Consider the following 19,489-nt stretch of genomic DNA (forward strand, 5'->3'; position numbering starts at 1 on the left):
GCCTTCGCTACTTTTATAGGTTGCCCTACTTATTTCTTTTTAGGCGCTAGCACCATAATGGCTTGTCGGCCTTCCATTTTCGGGAAGGATTCAACAATTGCATACTCATCCAAATCTGTTTTGATACGGTTCAGCAGATCCATACCCAGGTTTTGGTGAGCCATTTCGCGGCCTCGGAAACGCAGCGTAATTTTCGCTTTGTCCCCGTCTTCCAGAAAACGTATCAGGTTGCGTAGTTTTACCTGATAGTCGTTTTCGTCAGTTCCAGGACGGAATTTGATTTCCTTAACCTGAACCTGTTTTTGCTTCTTCTTTTGTTCCTTTTGAGCTTTCGCTTTATCAAATAGGAACTTACCGTAGTCCATAATGCGACATACTGGAGGTTCAGCGTTTGGACTAATTTCGACTAGGTCTACACCCGCTTCATCTGCCAAATTCTGAGCATCTCTGATGCTTACCACACCAATAGCTTCACCATCAATGCCAGTTAAGCGTACTTCTGGTACACCTGTGATTTCTTCATTGATTCTATTAGGGGCCAGCTGACGCCCTGCTGTTTTCTTGATCTTTATGACCTATTCCTCCAACAATTTGAGACTACGGAGCGAAATTTGTTGATGGATCTTAGCGGCGAAATCTTCAATTCGCATCTTACCTAAGTCAACGCCATCACGTGTACGCACCGCAACTTCCTTATTTTCCATTTCCTGATCGCCAACGACCAATAAATAAGGAACACGCCTTAAGGTGTGCTCGCGTATTTTAAAGCCTATTTTCTCATTCCTCAAGTCAAATGAGGCGCGAATACCTTGTTCTTTGAAGAATTTGACCACTTCTTCAACATAATCAGCCTGTTTGTCGGTGATATTCATCACGACAACTTGCATTGGAGCCAACCAAGTTGGGAAACGGCCTGCGTATTCTTCGATCAAAATACCTAAGAAACGCTCCAACGAGCCTAAAATCGCACGATGGATCATCACAGGCGTTTGACGGCTGTTATCTTCGGCGACATAAGTTGCACCTAAACGGCTTGGTAATGCGTAGTCTAATTGCACAGTACCGCATTGCCATGCACGGTCTAAACAGTCGTGCAGCGTGAACTCAATCTTAGGACCGTAGAAGGCGCCTTCACCCGGTAAAATGGTGAACTCGATGTTGTTAGCACGTAAAGCTTGCTTAAGTGCTTCTTCGGCTCTGTCCCACATGGCATCGTCACCGATACGTTTTTCTGGGCGAGTTGAGAGTTTTACAACGATGTTTTCGAAGCCGAATGTCGAGTAAGTGTCGTATACCATTTGGATACAAGAGCTCACTTCTGCTTGAACTTGATCTTCAGTACAGAAGATATGGGCATCGTCTTGAGTAAAACCACGTACGCGCATCAGTCCGTGCAGCGAACCTGATGGCTCATTGCGGTGACAGCAACCAAATTCCGCCATACGTAATGGCAGATCACGGTAAGATTTCAAGCCTTGGTTGAAGATCTGTACGTGGCCAGGGCAGTTCATTGGCTTAACCGCGTATTCACGGTTTTCACTGCTGGTTGTGAACATGGCTTCTGAGTATTTATCCCAGTGACCAGAGCGTTCCCACAGTACGCGGTCCATCATCAATGGACCTTTCACTTCTTGGTAAGTGTATTGATTTAACTTACGGCGAATGAAACGTTCTAATTCGAGGAAGATGCTCCAACCGTCGTTATGCCAGAACACCATGCCAGGAGCTTCTTCTTGCATATGGTAGAGGTCAAGCTGCTTACCAATCTTACGGTGGTCACGTTTAGCCGCTTCTTCAAGACGGGCTAAATGGGTGCTCAGGGCTTTTTTATCCGCCCATGCTGTACCGTAAATACGTTGCAGCATCTTGTTTTCAGAGTTACCGCGCCAGTAAGCGCCGGCAATGCTCATCAACTTGAAATGATGGCAGAAACGCATGTTTGGCACGTGTGGACCACGGCACATGTCAGTGTATTCTTCGTGATGATAGAGCGCTGGAGTCGCATCTTTGCTGATGTTCTCATCCAGAATCGCGATCTTGTATTCTTCACCGCGGGCGGCGAAGGTATCACGGGCTTCTTGCCAGCTCACAACGCGTTTGACTACGTCGTAATTGGTCTTAGCCAGTTCAAGCATACGTTTTTCGAGGGCTTCGATATCTTCTTGAGTCAGCTTGTGCTCAAGATCGATGTCGTAGTAGAAGCCGTTATCGATCACAGGACCGATCGCCATCTTGGTTTGTGGCCATAATTGCTTGATTGCATGGCCTAATAAATGCGCGCAAGAATGGCGAAGGATTTCAATACCTTCTTCGTCTTTAGCGGTAATAATAGAAAGTTCAGCATCGGTTTCGATAAGATCGCAAGCGTCTTTAAGTTCGCCATTCACGCGACCAGCGATACAGGCTTTAGCAAGACCAGGGCCGATATCAGCGGCAACATCGAGAGTCGATACGGGATGTGCAAACTCGCGTTTGCTACCATCAGGAAGTGTAATTACAGGCATGAAATATCCTTGTCCAGTGGTGACCCACACGTAGGGCCACATGGTGATTAAGTAAAAAGAGAATGCTCGCGAGGTTAAGACAGTACAGGAGTCTTAGCCGCCTTGCGTAGCAGGACAGTTATTCTACGGGATAGTCTTTAAGGCACGCAAGTTAAATGGCCCAATTGCGAGGCTTAGCCCCCAAATCAACTCCTTTATTAACATCAATCCGCAAAGTTTGCCGTGAATTCATCATATTGCAGTCAATCGTTCATGTGGCAGTCATTTAACGCCCCTACGCTATGCGCGTTAAATGATTGCGGGTGGGTTGGAGGTTCACCTCCACGCATACCGCGCAGTCGCATCGCTGTAAATAATGAAGCCAAAGGAGTTGGTATGTTCACGAGTATCCTATTGACGGTTGCACTTAGCCATGTCGCCCAGAACCCAATCCCAGTTAGCCCCACGCCACCCACTCAACCTGAATCCCGAGCGGTTCAACGCCAAGCGGTGCAATTTGACACCATTGGTTTGCAGGACGATATCCACGCCGAGCTTTTGCTGCAGATAGAACTGCTATCACAGGCCATTAGTGACAATATAGAGGAAGGCATATTACCGACGGCGCCTGTCGAACTGATGACAGTAAAGGATTGAGTTAACTTAACTGGTGCGCATGCTTGACGGTTCTTACGCTAGATAAATATCTGTGAAAAAAGTACCAAGCGCTAAGCGGAACAGAAAAATCTAGTTAATGAGATTTTGATACCGACTTTATCTAAGTTGCAATAGCACATTCTTGTATACTCAACTAAAGCCAGTATCAAGGCTTAGCGACAAGTGTCATCCCTAGCATTCGTTAGAGAGGAGTTGCGCCATGAGGATCATGAATAAAGTGATTGTCTGTCCCCACTGCGGACACCATCAACATATAAGTATTGATGCCAGCAGCGGCGATCAGGATTATTACGATGACTGCCGAATTTGTTGTAATCCCATCCACCTGCGTTTACATGTGGATGATGCCCGCCGAACCATAGAGTTATATATTGACTCGGACGACGAGCAAATTTACTAGGCATGTTAATTAAGATTGGCCGCTAAAACGTTTGGCCAGCACGCGCTCGACGGTGTCGACTATGGCTTGGGTTTGGCTGTCAATTTCGATATTCAACTCATCTCCAACCTGACACTGGCCTAAATTGGTCAATTTGAGGGTTTCTGGGATCAAGTGCAGCATAAAACTGCTTTCGGTCACCTCGCCTACCGTTAAGCTACAACCGTTTACCCCGACAAAACCTTTATAAAGGATATAGTTCATCCATTTAGGCTCGACACTTAAGGTCAGATCATAATGCTGCTCGGTATGGCTAATGTGACTCACTTTCGCTTTAGTATGAATGTGTCCCGAGAGGATATGGCCGCCGATTTCGCTGCCAAACGTCAAAGAACGCTCGATGTTCACCCGCTGGCCAACGGTCAAATTGGCAAGGTTTGTCAACCTTAAGGTCTCTTCCACTACATCGAAAAATACCCTATCATCAACGACCTGAGTCACCGTCAGACATACCCCGTTATTTGCCACACTTGCACCAATCGCAAGTCCCTCATGCAAATCAGGTTTAAACGCTACCTCAAGGGTATTTAGGCCATCTTTCTTATGTATTGCAACCACCTCGCAGGTGGCTTGAACTATACCAGTAAACATTTTTTGCTCGCTTATTCGTTAAAGGCTGTATTTATGAATCATTCAGGCTTTCAGGCCAAACGCTTAATTCAACTCGCACTCCCAGTGTTGATCGCCCAAGTAACACAAACCATGATGGGGTTTATCGATACTGTCATGGCGGGCCGCGTCAGTGCTGTCGATATGGCCGCCGTGGCCGTAGGAACCAGTCTTTGGTTACCCGCCATCTTATTTGTCCAAGGGCTGCTGATGGCCTTTACGCCGTTATTTGCCCATCACAATGGCGCAAATAATCAGAAAGCCATTCAACCGCTGGCGTTTCAAGGCGCTTATCTGGCCTTAATTGGTGGCCTTGGGGTGATGGCGTTTCTCGCATCCGCGCCACTTGTGCTCAGCCATATGAATTTAGAGCCCCAATTGTACAACTTAACCATAGGATATATCGACGGTATTTTATGGGGCGCGCCCGCATTTGTGCTCTATCAGGTATTACGCGGTTGCAGTGAAGGGATTTCTTACACATTACCGACCATGATCATCGGATTCGTGGGGTTAGCGGTGAATATTCCGGCGAACTATATCTTTATTTATGGTCATTTCGGTGTGCCAGCCATGGGCGGTGCCGGTTGTGGTGTCGCGACCGCACTGGTGTTTTGGGCCATGTTGATAGCCATGACGATTTATATGCAGTTCCATAAAAAGTTTGCCGCATTAGCGCCCTTTAGCCAGTTCCATCGCCCCGATTTTGCCACGATGAAGAAGATGACGAAGCTTGGGATGCCGATTGCGATGGCACTCTTCTTTGAGGTAAGTCTGTTTGCGATTATCGCCCTGCTGCTGGCGCCATTGGGCGCGACTGTGGTGGCCAGCCATCAGATTGCCTTGAACTTCTCCGCCATAGTATTTATGTTGCCACTCTCGATTGGTATTGCTGTCTCGATTCGCATTGGTTACTACCTCGGCCGCGATCGTGCGGATATTTCTGCGGTGGTGGCAAAGGTCGGATTGTGGTTGGCACTTTCATTGGCCTTGTCGACGGCAATCTTAACTGTGTTATTCCGTTTCCAAATCGCCGAGTTGTATAACAGCGATCCCGAAGTGGTGGTACTTGCGGGCAGCTTGATGCTGATGGCCGCGCTGTATCAATTATCTGACTCAGTCCAGGTGGTCGCCGCCGGCGCCTTGCGTGGATATAAAGATACCCGCAGTGCATTTTACATTACGCTGTTCTCCTATTGGGGCATCGGCATGACCTTAGGTTACACCTTGGCGTATACCGACTTTATCGTACCAGCCATGGGCGCCCATGGTTTTTGGACCGGATTAATTGCAGGCCTCACCTCGGCGGCGCTGCTGTTTTTCATCCGCCTCCGTTATATTCAAAAGCATGGCGTGCATTTAAGTTTGATTGAAGGCGGCAGCGTGCATCACTAAGTAGATGGAAAGATAAAACGGCGAGCTAAATGCTCGCCGTTTTATTTCGCGCAGAGTGATTTTGGCCTGCATCTCAGTCTAACTTGCCGTTTTATCAACAACTTTGCTGAAACACTGGACAAGTTGCACAGCAATTCACCATTTGGCAATAAAATTCATTTTTTTGCTTGCCAGCCTTTCGCTATCCCCCTAATATAGCGCTCGTTCCGAAGCACAACGCAAAGTAGTGTTGCCGTAACTATTAAAACAATGCACCCGTAGCTCAGTTGGTTAGAGCACTACCTTGACATGGTAGGGGTCGGTGGTTCGAGTCCACTCGGGTGTACCACTCTCTTCACAGAGTATAAAAAGTGATTCCTTATTAAAAAGTAAACAGTGCACCCGTAGCTCAGTTGGTTAGAGCACTACCTTGACATGGTAGGGGGCGGTGGTTCGAGTCCACTCGGGTGTACCATTTATTCCTGTAACTTTATGAAATATCAAGTATTCAATATTTTACAATTTAAAATATTTTACATTATTCAGTGACAAACTCCAAAAATCTGTGCCAACTATCCATTGAAATATTATTTGAAACCCATTCGTTTTTTAAGAATTAAAGTTCTCTGCCGAATTTTTCAAAGTGCAAAATGACATTCAAAAGCTTAAAAAAGGCACAAGAGTCCTTATTATATTCATTAAGGATTGTTAACAGCTCGATTAAGCACTTTGATTCATATCGTCATAAAAGATTGATAACTCTTTTACACTGCTACTCCTTGGAACATAAATCCATTAAAATCTCCCTGTAAAATTTTTTCTAGTACGTGATCAGTTGCTTTTGCAAGCTCATCAAAAAAACGTAACCACTTTATGGTAAGCGATGGCATCATCTTGTTTGTACAGAACAGGATAACTAAGCATCCAGATGTTGTATTTAAACAATAGCACCTTAATTTGGCGAGTATCGTCTTTCGAAGTTGAATTCGGATTTAAAATTTATTCAACAGTTCTGCGCTTAGCTTCTCAAACATTGAAGGTTGCACTCTTTTTAACTCTTCACTCCCACATTTAGGGCACTCTTTTCGTACATCATTGGGTAATAATACATCGCTTTTTGGCGTTCGAACTGAACTCCATTTACATTGCGGGCAAATAAGTTTGTAAGGTTTAGGTGGAAATGGCATGTTAAAGTTTACTCACTGTTCAGTTTTGCTAAGCATTGCAATTCATTGCAAATTTCAACATTAAGATCGACAAAAACGGTCCAGGAAACTGATGAAGATAGATTCGCTTGATAATAATCTTCTACGCGGCATACCAATGGACGCTCGTCATAAATAGTACAAAGGTGTGTTTGCTCATCGAAATGACGACAAACACCATCGCTACGATCAAGAAAAGCCGTTTCCACGCTCTCATTCACTCTGTGGCAGCAAAGTCCACAAGCATTACATGGGAACGGCTTAGGTACGGTCAGACTCATCATTGCTATATGGTTGTTAGCAAAGTCTGAGCTCTCATTAAAGCAACACTCGTTGCTTTTTCTTGCTCGTTAGCACTAGTTTGCGCTGACTCTACTTTTGCCAGCATTTGTTGAAGGACAGGCTCCAGTTCCTGACGCAAAATTTGATTCATAGCGCGCTCAAACTGTTCCCCAAGATCTTTAGCTGTATCTTCAACCTGCTGCTCAAATCGCTCACGTTCTAGCTGAACTTTTGCTGCATGTTCACGCATTTCTTTATCAGAAGGGTCTTCTGAAAATAAATCGTAAATAGAAGAAATAACAGTAATCCCCGTCCCTACGTAGGGGATCCACTTGCCGATAACTTGACCAGCCCATTTCTCCATGGTTTTTGGCCCGATTCCTTTCATTAATGAAGGTGCCCAATCTTTAACCAGCTTTAATCCACTAACAATATGCTCTGGCTTCGCCATTTTTACGACAGAGCTCGCAGCATTTCCCAAAACCTCTTTATTTATCCTTCCTTGAATATTAGGATCTTTAGATTTTGAAGCAGATAAATGTGGAACGTCATTAATACTCGGTCCCTCATGCTGGGCATTTAAGACCGCCGACATTGTTTCCACATCATCGTTGAATTGATTCATCAAGTACTGCAACTCGTCCTCCATAACGGCGACAACCGCTTTACCAGAATCTTCAAAGACTTGCTCAAGCACTGCAAGACAGCCTTCGGGGTGTTGATGCATGGCAGCTTTACTTTTAACTGTAATATGCTTTCGATTGCAAGCAATTTCGCGATAAATATTATCCCGGCACTGACCTTGATAGGCGATCAACTTACGACACAATTCTTTATAGTGACTGAGTAGTTCATTACTGTCAGCATTTGTTAATTGTTGAATAAATTGGCTCAAAAATACTTGCAGAGAGTGAGCCAAACGACTGTTGACATCTTCTGGACTGATAGAAGAAAAAAAACTGTTAAGTGAGCTCTCAAGCTCAATGATACCACTATGCTCTACCAAGCCTTGCTGCTTCGCTAACTTCCCTTTTAAGGCACTAGCTGCATTAATACGCAATATCGGAATATCGGTCAAAATTTCACTAAGACCTTGAGCTACAGCAAGAGACTGAAGACGTGTACGAGTATCATTTTTAAGACGAATAAAATCCTCTTGAGAAAGTGGGCTTTTTTCATTGAATACCAAAAATACCTTTTTCCTCTTATAAATTAAGTCAATAAGCTGACCAAGGGTTTTCTCTTCTTCCGCGGCTCCAGATGGATTGACAACAAATATTACTGCGTCGGCAAGCATCATTTGTGCTTGTGTTACCTGTTCATGTGCTAATGGCGCATCAACACCAGGGGTGTCTAGGATACTAAAGTTATTCCATTGATAAGCCTTAACATCTGCCGTTAAAGGCACATCCCCTGTAGGAGCGACCTCTGAACCAACCAATGCATTTATCAGGGTGCTTTTACCGGCATTGTAAATGCCGTATACCATTACACTTAGTTCAGGTGAGGCCTTTTTATCTTCAAATAATGTTTCAACATCCCTAAATGCTGCCTGCATATCAGGATATTCAACAATTAACTTTTTCGTTTCAGCATAGGCTCTATAAAGTTCAGCACTTGTCTTCATCTTAAACTCCATTTTTTGTGATTTTTTGAAGCGATAGGGCCTTCAGCGCTTCGACCCGCTCATTCACTTCGCGTAGTTCGGTGGCAAGCTGTCGTGTCATTGTCCTCATTTCAGCCAATGCATTTGTAAGCACTTTTTTAGATTCATCCTCGATCACAGTCTTTACAACTCTCGCATAATTATCGCGTATCTCTTTTTTCAGTGACTCTAGATTATCGCCGACATTTAACTCTATCGTTTTCGTCTTTAATTTGGCATCACTACCAAATGCGCTACCAGCCATACTACCAGCCCCACCTGCCAATGAAGCACCCAAAGCTGCACCAGCAGGACCACCTAGCATAAAGCCCGCGACTCCGCCAGCAACTAAGCCGCCCAATCCCCCCCAGCCGCTATTACGCTTTTTTGTGCCATTGACTTGACCATCCGGGATTTGCTCTGTGACTTTTTCTATCGAGAAATTAGGCAATTCCAGTGACGCTGAATACCAAGTATTATCCACAGCATGTTTCAACTCTTTGGTGATATCCGCTAATCCACTTTCTAAAGCAATGCCAATAACTTGCTGAAGCTTGTCATCCCAACTTCGACGAGCGTACCTCAACTCTTGATTCATCTGCTCATCATCATCACGATAATTCTCTAACGTGTTAAATGTATCATCGATGATTGCATACATCTCTTTCTGCGCCTCTCGAGTATATCTCGCCATAACCTTTGGTACAGAGCTCTCCAAATGCGCAATCTCTGCATCTAGGTCATTTGTCAATTTTGTATAGGGCAGTAATTCCTTTCGGCACTTGTCTAAGAAATTACTGAAATTCGTCATTGGAACGGCGCGCTTTATCTGCACGCCTTGGTTTTGAGAAATGCTGTGCAATCGGCTAAATAGTTCAACCATGCCGCTGTTTTGCATCTCCTTAGGATCGGTAAAGTGCTCTTGAGCGTAACGGGCGGAGTTAGAAAGAATATCGTTACTGTCAATGCCGTCTAATTCTTTGGCGATATACTCTCGCTGCAGCTGCCGCGTTTCTTTCGACTTCATTTGAACTCTGGAAACACTCTCTCCCAGTTCATCGTCCCAATCCTCTTCATTGACATCACTTCCGGTAATCAGAATAAGCGTTTCCTTTCCCTTGTTTTTGAGCTCTCTGATTTCTTTTAAATCACTGGCACGACCTGGTGCGGCTGAACTCATTATATAGAGAATTAAATCTGCGTGAGCCACATACTCTTGCGCCAATTTACCGTTACTATCAGTCACGGAATGCAACCCTGGTGAATCCACCCAAGTTAAACCCGGTAGACGAAAACCTTGAATAGAGCTGGTCGCTTCCGTCGCTCCCACACGAAACTCTTTACGATGCTTCGCTTCATCATCAGCATCACCGTTTACAACGTTGGTATTGGCAGCAGTAAAATACTCAGGCTGCAATGATATTGGGACATTAGCTTTTAACTTTTTCGAAGGATCTGTATGGCCCCAGGCTATATAATTACCCAACGAGCTCTTGCCTGATTTGACCTTACCAAATACAAATACCAACAGAGAATCTTGGAAGTCCTGACGAAAACTCAACCCTTTATCATATGAAGCCAAATTAGCCTGCCACGCTTTGTCTGTATCACTGATCGCAGACAAAATACCATCAATTTGACTACTGAGCGGATTTTCCTCTGGTAAACGATCCTTTGCTTGTCTGATATGCGATTCCATACGCACCGCAAAAGTTTTTTGAGCCTTTTGAAACTCGCGATCCAGCTTTTGGGCATCGTCTAATGATGCCATAAAATCACTTTTCAACGTCCGAAATGACGTCAACAGCTGTTCACGTAAAATAAGGTCTGACATGCTTTATCTATCCTTTTAATCCATTTAAAAGTGCTTAAAGCTTTTCGCGCAACGCTTTTAATTGAGCAAGCTTGTGGTCTATTTCTTTTAGTCTGACTGGAACCTTCATTAATTCCTCTTCCGGCTCAAGCTCCACATCATACAAAGACTCCAATTTAACTAAGTAGTCCTGTGTTTCTTGAGGTAAAAACTGAAGGTCATAAACCTCAACGTATGTTGGACTAACCAGATTTTGATACTCTGGATCGTCATCAATAGTTGCTTTAAATGGTTTATCACCGAGCATGAGCACTTTTATTTGACCATCCAAACTTTGTTGAAGATCATCAGCTTTTTGCATGCCTTCATGCACAAACGCCTCTTTCATGCTCTCCAGTTTTTCTTTGTGGGCACGCGCCTTGCGTTCCTGCTCTGCCCGTTCTCTACGACGACGCTCTTCGTCATCGTTTCCGCCACTCCCTGAGTCACTATCATCACTGAAAGCAGAGACCGCAGCAGCTCCAAGTGCAACTACTGCCGCACCAATCAACCAAGGTAACGCCATATTTTACTCTCCCTGTAATCTTTCATTAAGGTATTCAGTTCTTTTCAATGTCATGCTGAGGTCTAACGAGAGCATGGCGTCGTTAAAGCGGGCAAAATTCCAATACATATCATCTTCTAATTGCAGTTTTTCATCATTGAGCGCTTCTTCAGCAGCCGAGATTTCCAATAACAATGTATTCTGTGCATGGCGTATTCTTTCTTCACGAACAGCCCGTACATCAATCCCCAAAGTTTCAATATGCTGCTTCAATTCTTGTAAATGACTGGCTTTTACTAAGCCATCCTTATGCTGTTGAATCCCCTTGTGAAAACGAGTTCCAGAAATGAGAAAACTTTCAGGTGCAAAACCCAAATAAAGATGACATTGCTCAAGCACTCTTTGCTCAATCTGTTCAATCTTCTCTAAGCTTTCTGCATCAGCTTTACTGATGACTAGGACGATATTTTTTTCAGCATAAACGCCAAATGATTCTTTCAACTGCTTAAGAAAATCGAGTTCAATTTTCTCGAGTTCTCCTTTAGGCTGGTGCACAAATAACACCACGTCTGCTTTTGCGGCGCCATCCATCGCAACTTGATCATCAGCGTCATGAGCATCCAAACCTGGCGTATCGAGGAAAATATAAGACTCTCCCTCAAACTGCCTTAGTTCGGCGGTCTCTCGGACATCATTAGTTGGAAAATACTCTGCGTTATAGTGGTGAGTAAGCATGTTCAGCAAATAGCTTTTACCTGCATTCATCATTCCCCAAACGGCGATAACAGGTTTATCCTTGCCCTGCTTTCTCGCCAATATATCTGATGCCTGTTTCAGCAATACATCTAAATCTGCTGAGGCCATCGAATCCTTAGCCGTCATACATGTTCCTTGTTAAGTTGTTCGAATCTTCACAATCTAGCTTAGGTATTTAAACAATTGCATTTAGACCATTGCTAGAGCCCTTAAAACAGCATTTTGTGCTAACTGCACAGCGCTTTCAATTTCCAACCGCAGTTCTCACACTGCCAAGCCATATTTCCAAGTGGCATAACCATTATTAATTACTCCCTGTGTTTTGATATGAGATCACTTGCTAACTTTTTCAGACAATGCTGAATCACTTAGATAAGGGACTTTTCCGGAAGGAACTAAATTAGCAGCATCAAGGTGGACGTCCTGATCATCGAAGAAGATGTGAGGCCGAAAGGCTTTTAACACTTTAGTCTTCTCTACTCCTCCTAAGAAAAAAGCCTCATCAACATACACGCCCCACTGCCTTAAGGTTTTAATTACTCGCATCTCCGAAGGGCTATTACGAGCAGTGACTAATGCAATGCGGATCGGTGAGTATTCAACGCGAATGGGTAATCTATCCTGCAAGCGAGACAACTTATGCAATAAACTGGCGTAAGGCCCCTCTGCCATTGGGATATTTTGTTTTGCGTCTTCTTGAGCATGAAAGGCTTCCATACCTTGGGTTTTGTAAACTAATTCACTTTCATCGGAAAACAATACGGCATCACCATCGAAGGCGATGCGGACTTGACCCTCGGGTATTTCCGGTGCATCCGTTGGCGGCGCTTTTAATATTGCCGCGGCGCAGTTCTTGGAATCAATCACCTGCTGCGCATCTTTAACATTGGTGGTGAGAAACAGATCCACATCAAAGGCATCGAGATAATCGGCAACGGTTTCGCCCGCGGTAAAGGCTGAACGGGTAATGTTGAGCTTGTCGTGGCGAATAGTATTAAGCACCCGAAGACCGGTATCAGGGCTGTTTTGTGACATCACCACAACTTCAACAAGAGGGCTATTGCCCTGCTGATATTGATTAAGGCCAAGTAAAGCTTTGATCAGAGGGTAACCGGTACCAGGTTTTATCGGCTCATCTTCGTGTGCCAACATAAACTCGCGGTATTTTTCAATGGCAGTATCAGGATCTGATTCAAAGGTTTTTCTGAAAATTTGGTCAGATTCCGCCATATCGAATAAGGCAGTGGCTGAAATACCAACGACTAAGGTATTAGAGAGAACTAGTGACATAAAAACATCCTTGTTTCAGAGACTTGTATTCAAGCATGAAGCTTTGCTGAACTCAATTTTTTTTGATAGAAAAGTTAAATAATTATAAAAAATACTGCTGAATACACAGCATATCCATTTAATGGAATTCGGCTTTTTACCTTTGTTTAATACTATTCCTAAGCTAGTCATATTAATCCTTTAACTTTTTTTGCTGTTTAAGCTTAGTATCTTGGCTAGCAATGTTTTTGCTAACTGGCACTTCATAGGTGTCGCCTTTGACAAGGTATACTAGCAAGGCGATGGCGTTGATGATCAAAATCACAATTAACAGGGCTAACAGTAACAACAGCTTGGACTGAATCGCCACTGATTTCCTAGACACCTTTTAGTTAGATAAACTAGCTAAAAAGAGGTGTTCATGAGCCATAAACGTTACCCCGAACAATTCAAAATCGAAGCGGTTAAACAAGTCACTGTTGCCGGCCATTCTGTTGCTGACGTTGCTCAGCGTTTAGGTACTACCACACACAGTCTTTACGCTTGGATTAAGCGCTATGGTCCAGATTCTGAGGAACACCTTCAGCAGTCTGCTGAGTCCGCCGAAATTCGACGACTCCAAAAAGAGCTCAAGCGCGTTACGGAAGAACGTGACCTGTTAAAAAAAGCCGCGGCGTACTTCGCAAGCCACCCCGAGTAAGATACGCCTTTATCCTAGAGCATCATCACAGCCACTCAGTGCGACAACTGTGTCAGCTGTTTGATGTCCATCCGAGCGGGTATTACGCGTGGAGAAGTTGCGCCAAGTCGAAGCGGCAACGCGATAATGACCGGCTGACTGGTCAGCTCAAACAGTGTTGGCTTGAGTCTGGTGGCGTCTATGGATACCGCAAACTCCATCGAGATCTTCGTGAACTTGGTGAGCAATGCGGTATTAATCGTGTGCATCGCCTAATGCAGCGAGCAGGACTGCGAGCGCAAGTTGGCTATCGCAAACCGAGAGCTCCTAGTGGTGAGCAACACGTTGTTACGCCAAATCGTTTAGAACGGCAATTCAATCCTTTAGCGCCGAACAAAGCGTGGGTGACGGATATTACGTACATTAAAACACATGAAGGTTGGCTCTATCTTGGCGCTGTAATGGACTTGTTCTCACGTCGAATTATTGGTTGGTCAAATCACCAAAGAACTTGCGTTAGATGCCTTATTGATGGCTGTTTGGCGTCGTAAACCTGATGGAAAAGTCTTGGTTCACTCAGATCAGGGAAGCCAATACACGAGCCATGATTGGAATGAATTTCTGAGTGCTCATAGTTTGGAAGGTAGCATGAGCCGTCGAGGCAATTGCCATGATAACGCAGTAGCCGAGAGTTTTTTTCAACTGCTGAAACGTGAACGGATCAAGCGAAAAATATATGCGACAAGGGACGACGCAAAGATGGATGTGTTTAATTATATTGAGATGTTTTACAACCCGAAACGACAACATAGTTCCAATGATGGGCTATCACCGTTAGAGTATGAACTTCAGTATTTTAATGAGGCTAAAAGTCGTCTAGTGAAGTAGTGGCGATTCAAAATGACTGGTATTAAGCGACTAGCGTTCAAGGTTAATCAAGCACCCCACGTTGACTTGCATCGATCAGCATATCGACAACATGCCGTATCTTGGGCAGCATTTGGCGATTTTTAGGCCATAGAGCATGGATTGGCATTTCTCCACCAGAATGTCCCTCGAGCACCTCACAAAGATTTCCTTGGCGCAGTTCTTCTCCCACCAACCACAAGGGTAATTGCGATAAACCACAGCCAGCAAGCACTGCCGATAGCATAGCGTCGCCATCGGATAATTCATGGGTCGGTGGCGGCGTGTATAGAGTCACTTCGCCAGTAGGTTGCTTCAGTAGCCAAGAGATGGGTTGCCCACAGCGAAAGCCAACAATACATTGATGCTGTTGTAAATCTTCAGGTTTTTGCGGTGCACCAACGCGCTTTAGATAATTGGGCGCCGCGCAGATCACTAACTTTTGTGAGGTTAATCTCCGCGCAATTAAGCCGCAACTGTCAGCCAACTCGCCGATACGCACCACGAGATCGATCCCCTCTTCAATCAGATCGACAAAGCGCTCGCTGAATGTCACGGTTAAACTCAACTCAGGGAACTGCTGCGTCATATCCAATAGCAAAGGCAAGATACGCTTGCGGCCATACGCAGCGGGTAAATCAATACGTAATCGGCCAGAAGGACGGCTAATGTGAGAGGTGAGTTCAGCTTCGGCTTGTTCAAGAATTTCCAATGCATTCAAGCAGCTTTCAAGATAACGTTCCCCATCAGGAGTCAAACTTAACCGCCGCGTCGAACGTTGAAACAAGCTTACCTAGCCGTTCTTCCAAGCGCGCCACACTTTTACCTACAGTGGATTTTGTCAGTCCCAAGCGTTCAGCTGCAGCGGTAAAACTGCCATGTTGCGCTGTCATCACAAACGCATTGATACCGCCCATATGGTCATTTTTTCCCATGAGAAGCCTTATTGCTGTGTCATCAGTTTGGTCATTCTGAGTTTACCTGAGTGGCTAGCGTTTATTGTAGAGTGAGTTTCCTCGCTGACCTAAGATTACATTCTTATTCATATTGAGTAACTTAACTAGGTGGAACCGTCACTAAGTCAACTTAAGAGCATGGGCGCGACCGTCTATGATGTTATGCAAAATCATGTAGGCATGAGACTTCACAAACCCATTGCCACCAGACCTACCCTCTTTCCTTAACGCGTTTCCAGCACTGGAATGACATAGCTCCCAAGCTCATCAATCACTTCAGCGGCTGGGCGCGATGAGGGTTTTAGGTTAATAGCCACATGTTGAACGCCCAAGGCTTGATGACGTTGTAACCTCTCGATGAGTGCGTTACGGCCAATACGCACCACATTATAAAAACGCTGATATGGTGCATTTGGATTCTTGTCCAAATCAAAAAAGGTCGAGTAACCATAAGCGGGCGCAGGCAGCTCACCCGCAGCCTGTTGCAGCGACGCAATAATATCTGTAATGGCGTTATCATCATCGACCGACCAGAGCCAGGCATCCACATTTTTGGCTAACCATTCAATGGGCTGCCTTGAGCGCCCTACTGCCATTATCGGCAGCTGCTGAGTCATTTTAGGATATAAATCGAGCTTGCCACTCAGTTGGCCATAATGGGTCGTTTGTACTCGAGGAAAGGATTGCTGCTGCAGATAACGAATATATTCAACGGCTTCACGATACAGCTCGCCACGGGCATCATAGTCAACACCAAAGGCGGGATATTCTACCGGGCGATCCCCCGTTGATAGACCGAGTACAAACCGCTGATGGCTAAGCAAATCTAGTGAAGCGGCTTGTTTTGCGACCGCTATAGGTTCACGCAGTGGAAGGACAATACCAGCGGTACCTAGGGTAATCTCTTTGGTCACTGCCGCTAGAAATCCTGCATATACCATGGGATCGAGCATTTGCGCGGCATCACCAAAGTTGGGGTCGTAAAACGGTACGTCTCTTAGCCAAATACTGGCGATGCCCGCCTCTTCAGCCAGTTGTGCCAAACGCTGATGTTCTACCAATGTTGGAAAGGGTGAGTCAGGATACGCCTCAAGTGGCGTTAATAAACCTATGGTTAGTCGCTGTGGCGAAAATACCCGGGTAAAACTGCGAGGCGCTTCATCTAATTTAGCGTACATGCCGCCTCCTATCGGTCTTTATTGGTTTTTACATCGCTTTCTGCGTGCGGCCAAATGACATCTAATATCGTTTTAGCAATACGCCACTCACCATTTACACGCTGATATTCATCAAGATAACGCCCTACCAGCAAGAATGGATGCTGGGCGCTTGGCCGATCTGTAACAAAATCGAGTAAGTAGCAACTACCCGTAGCTGAGTTGTTGCCTGTCAGCGTGATCATGTGATTGGTTATCGCATGCACAAATGGAAAGTGGCCGCGTTGCTGACTATCAAACTCTTGGTAGGCCTCGGCAAGGCTATGTTTGATTGCAGGCAAACCCTGCATTGAGCCAACGGTAACCACCACTTCAGCATCTTCGGTAAAGACTTCGCCCATACGCTCGGCATTGTTACCATCGAGCAGGTTACTATAGTGCTGGCGCAGCGCACGGATCTCTTCTCGATCTAATAACGCCTGAATACGCTGACTATCGATATGATTTGACATAATTACTCCCATTAGCTCATGCGTCTGTGGCGTGTGATTACGGACCACAGACGGGTGACTCAACTGATGGGCATAGTTTATTGCTTTATTTAAGCGAGATAATCACTCTGCAATTCGTTTCATTTGCGAAAAAAACTCTACAATCAACTTGCGTAAGAAGGCACACAGTTAGGTGAGCACCAATTTTTTCTGCTACTTAAAGCGCTAGTGTGCTTTGGCACTGCCCCACATTTATCGCTGTTACTTTAAATCATGTAATAGCCAAAGTTACCTCCGTTAAAACCCAGCAAATAACTACTGTTAATTCAGCGATTAATTATCCGTTGGCATAGCGAAAGTTGAATGTCTGGCTTATATATTTATGGAGGGAATAAGCCTGTATCAGGCGCCGGATAAACACATTTGAGCATAATCATCATTGCTGGGGTTTACATGCGTAATCTAAAGATAAGTCACCTATTACTTGGCGCGTTTGCGATTCCTATTATTGCGATTCTAGGGTTAACCATGATGGCAATTAGCAAAATGCAAGTCATCAATGATCAGTCCACCGTCATATCCAACGACTGGTTGCCCTCAGTGCGGGTCATTGAGCGACTCAACGGTCAAACCGCAGATCTTAGGGTATTAGAATCCCGACATATTCTTTCGTTGGATAGTGATCAGATGCAAGAAACCGAAAGAGAGCTGGATAAAACCAAAGCGCAAATCGATGAATCTATCCGCACCTACGAGCAACTGATCAGCGGCAATGAAGAACGAAATATCTTCAATGATTTTCAGCGCTTATATAAGGAATATCTTGTCGTTCATCAGAAGCTACTGGTACTGTCACGGGCAAATAAAAACGAAGATGCTAAGCAATTGCTGCTGACTGAATCACTCACTGCGTATAACGAATATTCGGATTTATTGCTGAAGTTATCGGATCTGAATTACAAAGGCGCGCAGGATGCAAGCAGCTATGGCGATGTGATTTACGATGAGTCGATAACGATAATGGTATCCATCTTAGTCATAGTGTCGCTATTAGTGTTAGCCACCTCCATCTTCATCTCAAAATTTATTATTACCTCCATTAAAACTGTGCAGAGCTTTATTGCCAAACTGGCTAATGGCGATCTTACCGACCGAATTCAGGATACAGGTAGCAATGAATTAGGCCTCTTGGCTCAGGGGTGTAATGAGACAGCCGATAAAATTTCTGAGATGACAGAGCAATTGATTACCGTCGCCGACAATACCGCCACTTCGGCCGAAATCCTCGCCTCCACCATGAATCAGGTAGAACATAATTCCCAGCACATGTTGGTTCAGGTCGAGCAAATTGCGACGGCGCTCAATGAAATGTCCAGTACCGCGCTAGAAGTGAGTAAAAATGCGACCGAGGCCGAAACCAGTGCCGGCGAAGCGATGGCGAATGTCTCTGAGGGCAATAAATCGCTCGGCGAGTCTGATAATATTTCAGTAAAAATCGGGGCGGCGATCCGAGATTCTGGCTCGATTGTGAATCAGTTGAAAGACTATTCCATCGAAATTGGCTCGGTTATCGATGTGATTACCAGTATTTCCGAACAAACCAACCTACTGGCACTCAATGCGGCAATTGAAGCGGCAAGGGCTGGTGAAGCGGGTCGCGGTTTTGCCGTTGTCGCCGATGAGGTTCGCTCTCTTGCGGCTAAAACCCAGCAATCCACCATTGATATCCAAGAAATTATTTCAAAATTACAGTCTCAGGCGGAAAAGGCCGACCATTATATGAAGGCCAATACCAGTTTGTTGGATGAGTCTCAAATGGTATCGGAAAAAGTGCGTAGAGCATTTCAGGGGATTTCGGCCTCAGTCAATGCGATTTCTAACGTCAATACAGTGGTCGCTACGGCCTCGAGCGAACAATCGAGTGTGACAGAGGATATTTCCAGAAATATCTCTTCTACGGTAGAAATGGTCGATCAAAACGTGGTGGGCGTCGGCAGTGCCAGTAAGGCTTGCCACGATGTGTTATCAGAAGCGGGTAAGCAAAAACAATTACTCGCCTTCTTCAAGACCAAGCGTCGCCATTGATTAGGGAAGAGGTTTAAGAATGTGGGTCGATTGCGAGTTACACCGAACCACTCAGCGTTAGCACGCTTGAGATTAAGCGCAGCCTAGGTTAGTGGAGTCTAGATTAGTGGAGCCTAGG

At 45.0% G+C, this 19,489-nt stretch carries 18 protein-coding genes, 2 tRNA genes and 1 pseudogene; 7 read left to right on the plus strand and 14 right to left on the minus strand.

Annotation, left to right across the window (positions count from 1 at the left end; genetic code table 11):
- Positions 1–29 precede the first annotated feature (29 nt).
- Both infC and thrS read right to left on the minus strand, forming a co-directional pair.
- The gene (gene infC / locus CF168_RS10505) at positions 30–572 is read right to left on the minus strand and encodes a translation initiation factor IF-3 (protein WP_084294816.1); all 543 of its coding nucleotides are present in this window, start codon (positions 570–572) and stop codon (positions 30–32) included.
- A gap of 3 nt (positions 573–575) precedes the next feature.
- Positions 576–2,504 (minus strand): threonine--tRNA ligase, encoded by a 1,929-nt coding sequence (gene thrS / locus CF168_RS10510; protein WP_011622724.1) that lies wholly within the window; start codon positions 2,502–2,504, stop codon positions 576–578.
- Between the two features lie 375 nt (positions 2,505–2,879).
- On the opposite strand from thrS, the gene CF168_RS10515 reads away from it, so the two are divergent.
- Positions 2,880–3,140 carry a hypothetical protein gene (locus CF168_RS10515; protein ID WP_232015290.1) on the plus strand — a complete coding sequence of 87 codons (261 nt, stop codon included), beginning with the start codon at positions 2,880–2,882 and terminating at the stop codon, positions 3,138–3,140.
- Positions 3,141–3,360: 220 nt separating this feature from the next.
- Entirely contained in the window at positions 3,361–3,561 is a 201-nt protein-coding gene (locus tag CF168_RS10520) for a CPXCG motif-containing cysteine-rich protein (RefSeq protein ID WP_086904633.1), read from the plus strand.
- 9 nt (positions 3,562–3,570) lie between these two features.
- Here the strand turns inward: CF168_RS10520 and CF168_RS10525 are convergent, their stop codons facing one another.
- The gene (locus tag CF168_RS10525; RefSeq protein WP_011622721.1) at positions 3,571–4,191 is read right to left on the minus strand and encodes a riboflavin synthase; all 621 of its coding nucleotides are present in this window, start codon (positions 4,189–4,191) and stop codon (positions 3,571–3,573) included.
- Between the two features lie 33 nt (positions 4,192–4,224).
- Between CF168_RS10525 and CF168_RS10530 the strand changes: the two genes are divergently transcribed.
- The 3 genes from CF168_RS10530 to CF168_RS10540 all read left to right on the plus strand — a co-directional run bounded on the left by CF168_RS10530 (position 4,225) and on the right by CF168_RS10540 (position 6,058).
- Positions 4,225–5,604, plus strand: coding sequence for an MATE family efflux transporter (locus CF168_RS10530; protein ID WP_089067799.1), 1,380 nt, complete (start codon positions 4,225–4,227; stop codon positions 5,602–5,604).
- A gap of 251 nt (positions 5,605–5,855) precedes the next feature.
- Positions 5,856–5,932: transfer RNA gene (locus CF168_RS10535), tRNA-Val, on the plus strand.
- A gap of 49 nt (positions 5,933–5,981) precedes the next feature.
- Positions 5,982–6,058: transfer RNA gene (locus CF168_RS10540), tRNA-Val, on the plus strand.
- A 720-nt stretch (positions 6,059–6,778) separates the two neighbouring features.
- Here the strand turns inward: CF168_RS10540 and CF168_RS22725 are convergent.
- The 7 genes from CF168_RS22725 to CF168_RS22315 all read right to left on the minus strand — a co-directional run bounded on the left by CF168_RS22725 (position 6,779) and on the right by CF168_RS22315 (position 13,467).
- Entirely contained in the window at positions 6,779–7,072 is a 294-nt protein-coding gene (locus CF168_RS22725) for a YkgJ family cysteine cluster protein (protein WP_206191662.1), read from the minus strand.
- Between the two features lie 2 nt (positions 7,073–7,074).
- Positions 7,075–8,697: a GTPase gene (locus tag CF168_RS10550; protein WP_157705945.1), complete on the minus strand. Its 1,623-nt coding sequence runs from the start codon at positions 8,695–8,697 to the stop codon at positions 7,075–7,077.
- Position 8,698: 1 nt separating this feature from the next.
- Positions 8,699–10,549: a dynamin family protein gene (locus tag CF168_RS10555; RefSeq protein WP_089067801.1), complete on the minus strand. Its 1,851-nt coding sequence runs from the start codon at positions 10,547–10,549 to the stop codon at positions 8,699–8,701.
- Positions 10,550–10,583: 34 nt separating this feature from the next.
- The gene (locus CF168_RS10560) at positions 10,584–11,093 is read right to left on the minus strand and encodes a hypothetical protein (protein WP_089067802.1); all 510 of its coding nucleotides are present in this window, start codon (positions 11,091–11,093) and stop codon (positions 10,584–10,586) included.
- A gap of 3 nt (positions 11,094–11,096) precedes the next feature.
- Positions 11,097–11,954: a GTPase gene (locus CF168_RS10565; RefSeq protein WP_089067803.1), complete on the minus strand. Its 858-nt coding sequence runs from the start codon at positions 11,952–11,954 to the stop codon at positions 11,097–11,099.
- 207 nt (positions 11,955–12,161) lie between these two features.
- On the minus strand, positions 12,162–13,118 hold the full coding sequence (locus CF168_RS10570; RefSeq protein WP_089067804.1) for a 5'-nucleotidase: 957 nt from the start codon (positions 13,116–13,118) through the stop codon (positions 12,162–12,164).
- 172 nt (positions 13,119–13,290) lie between these two features.
- Positions 13,291–13,467: a hypothetical protein gene (locus CF168_RS22315; RefSeq protein WP_157705948.1), complete on the minus strand. Its 177-nt coding sequence runs from the start codon at positions 13,465–13,467 to the stop codon at positions 13,291–13,293.
- Between the two features lie 51 nt (positions 13,468–13,518).
- Between CF168_RS22315 and CF168_RS10575 the strand changes: the two are divergent.
- A pseudogene (locus CF168_RS10575) lies at positions 13,519–14,664 on the plus strand (IS3 family transposase).
- Positions 14,665–14,707: 43 nt separating this feature from the next.
- Here the strand turns inward: CF168_RS10575 and CF168_RS10580 are convergent.
- The 4 genes from CF168_RS10580 to CF168_RS10590 all read right to left on the minus strand — a co-directional run bounded on the left by CF168_RS10580 (position 14,708) and on the right by CF168_RS10590 (position 17,307).
- Positions 14,708–15,403, minus strand: a complete 696-nt coding sequence (locus CF168_RS10580) for a LysR substrate-binding domain-containing protein (RefSeq protein WP_206191633.1) — start codon at positions 15,401–15,403, stop codon at positions 14,708–14,710.
- 25 nt (positions 15,404–15,428) lie between these two features.
- On the minus strand, positions 15,429–15,617 hold the full coding sequence (locus CF168_RS22480; protein ID WP_206191634.1) for a LysR family transcriptional regulator: 189 nt from the start codon (positions 15,615–15,617) through the stop codon (positions 15,429–15,431).
- Between the two features lie 245 nt (positions 15,618–15,862).
- Positions 15,863–16,816: a TIGR03571 family LLM class oxidoreductase gene (locus CF168_RS10585; RefSeq protein WP_089067805.1), complete on the minus strand. Its 954-nt coding sequence runs from the start codon at positions 16,814–16,816 to the stop codon at positions 15,863–15,865.
- 8 nt (positions 16,817–16,824) lie between these two features.
- Complete coding sequence (locus CF168_RS10590) at positions 16,825–17,307, minus strand: nuclear transport factor 2 family protein (protein WP_206191636.1); 483 nt, start codon at positions 17,305–17,307, stop codon at positions 16,825–16,827.
- 432 nt (positions 17,308–17,739) lie between these two features.
- On the opposite strand from CF168_RS10590, the gene CF168_RS10595 reads away from it, so the two are divergent.
- On the plus strand, positions 17,740–19,371 hold the full coding sequence (locus CF168_RS10595; protein WP_089067807.1) for a methyl-accepting chemotaxis protein: 1,632 nt from the start codon (positions 17,740–17,742) through the stop codon (positions 19,369–19,371).
- Positions 19,372–19,489 lie beyond the last annotated feature (118 nt).

Source organism: Shewanella bicestrii, assembly GCF_002216875.1.
In the GTDB taxonomy this organism is placed as follows: Bacteria; Pseudomonadota; Gammaproteobacteria; order Enterobacterales; family Shewanellaceae; genus Shewanella; species Shewanella seohaensis.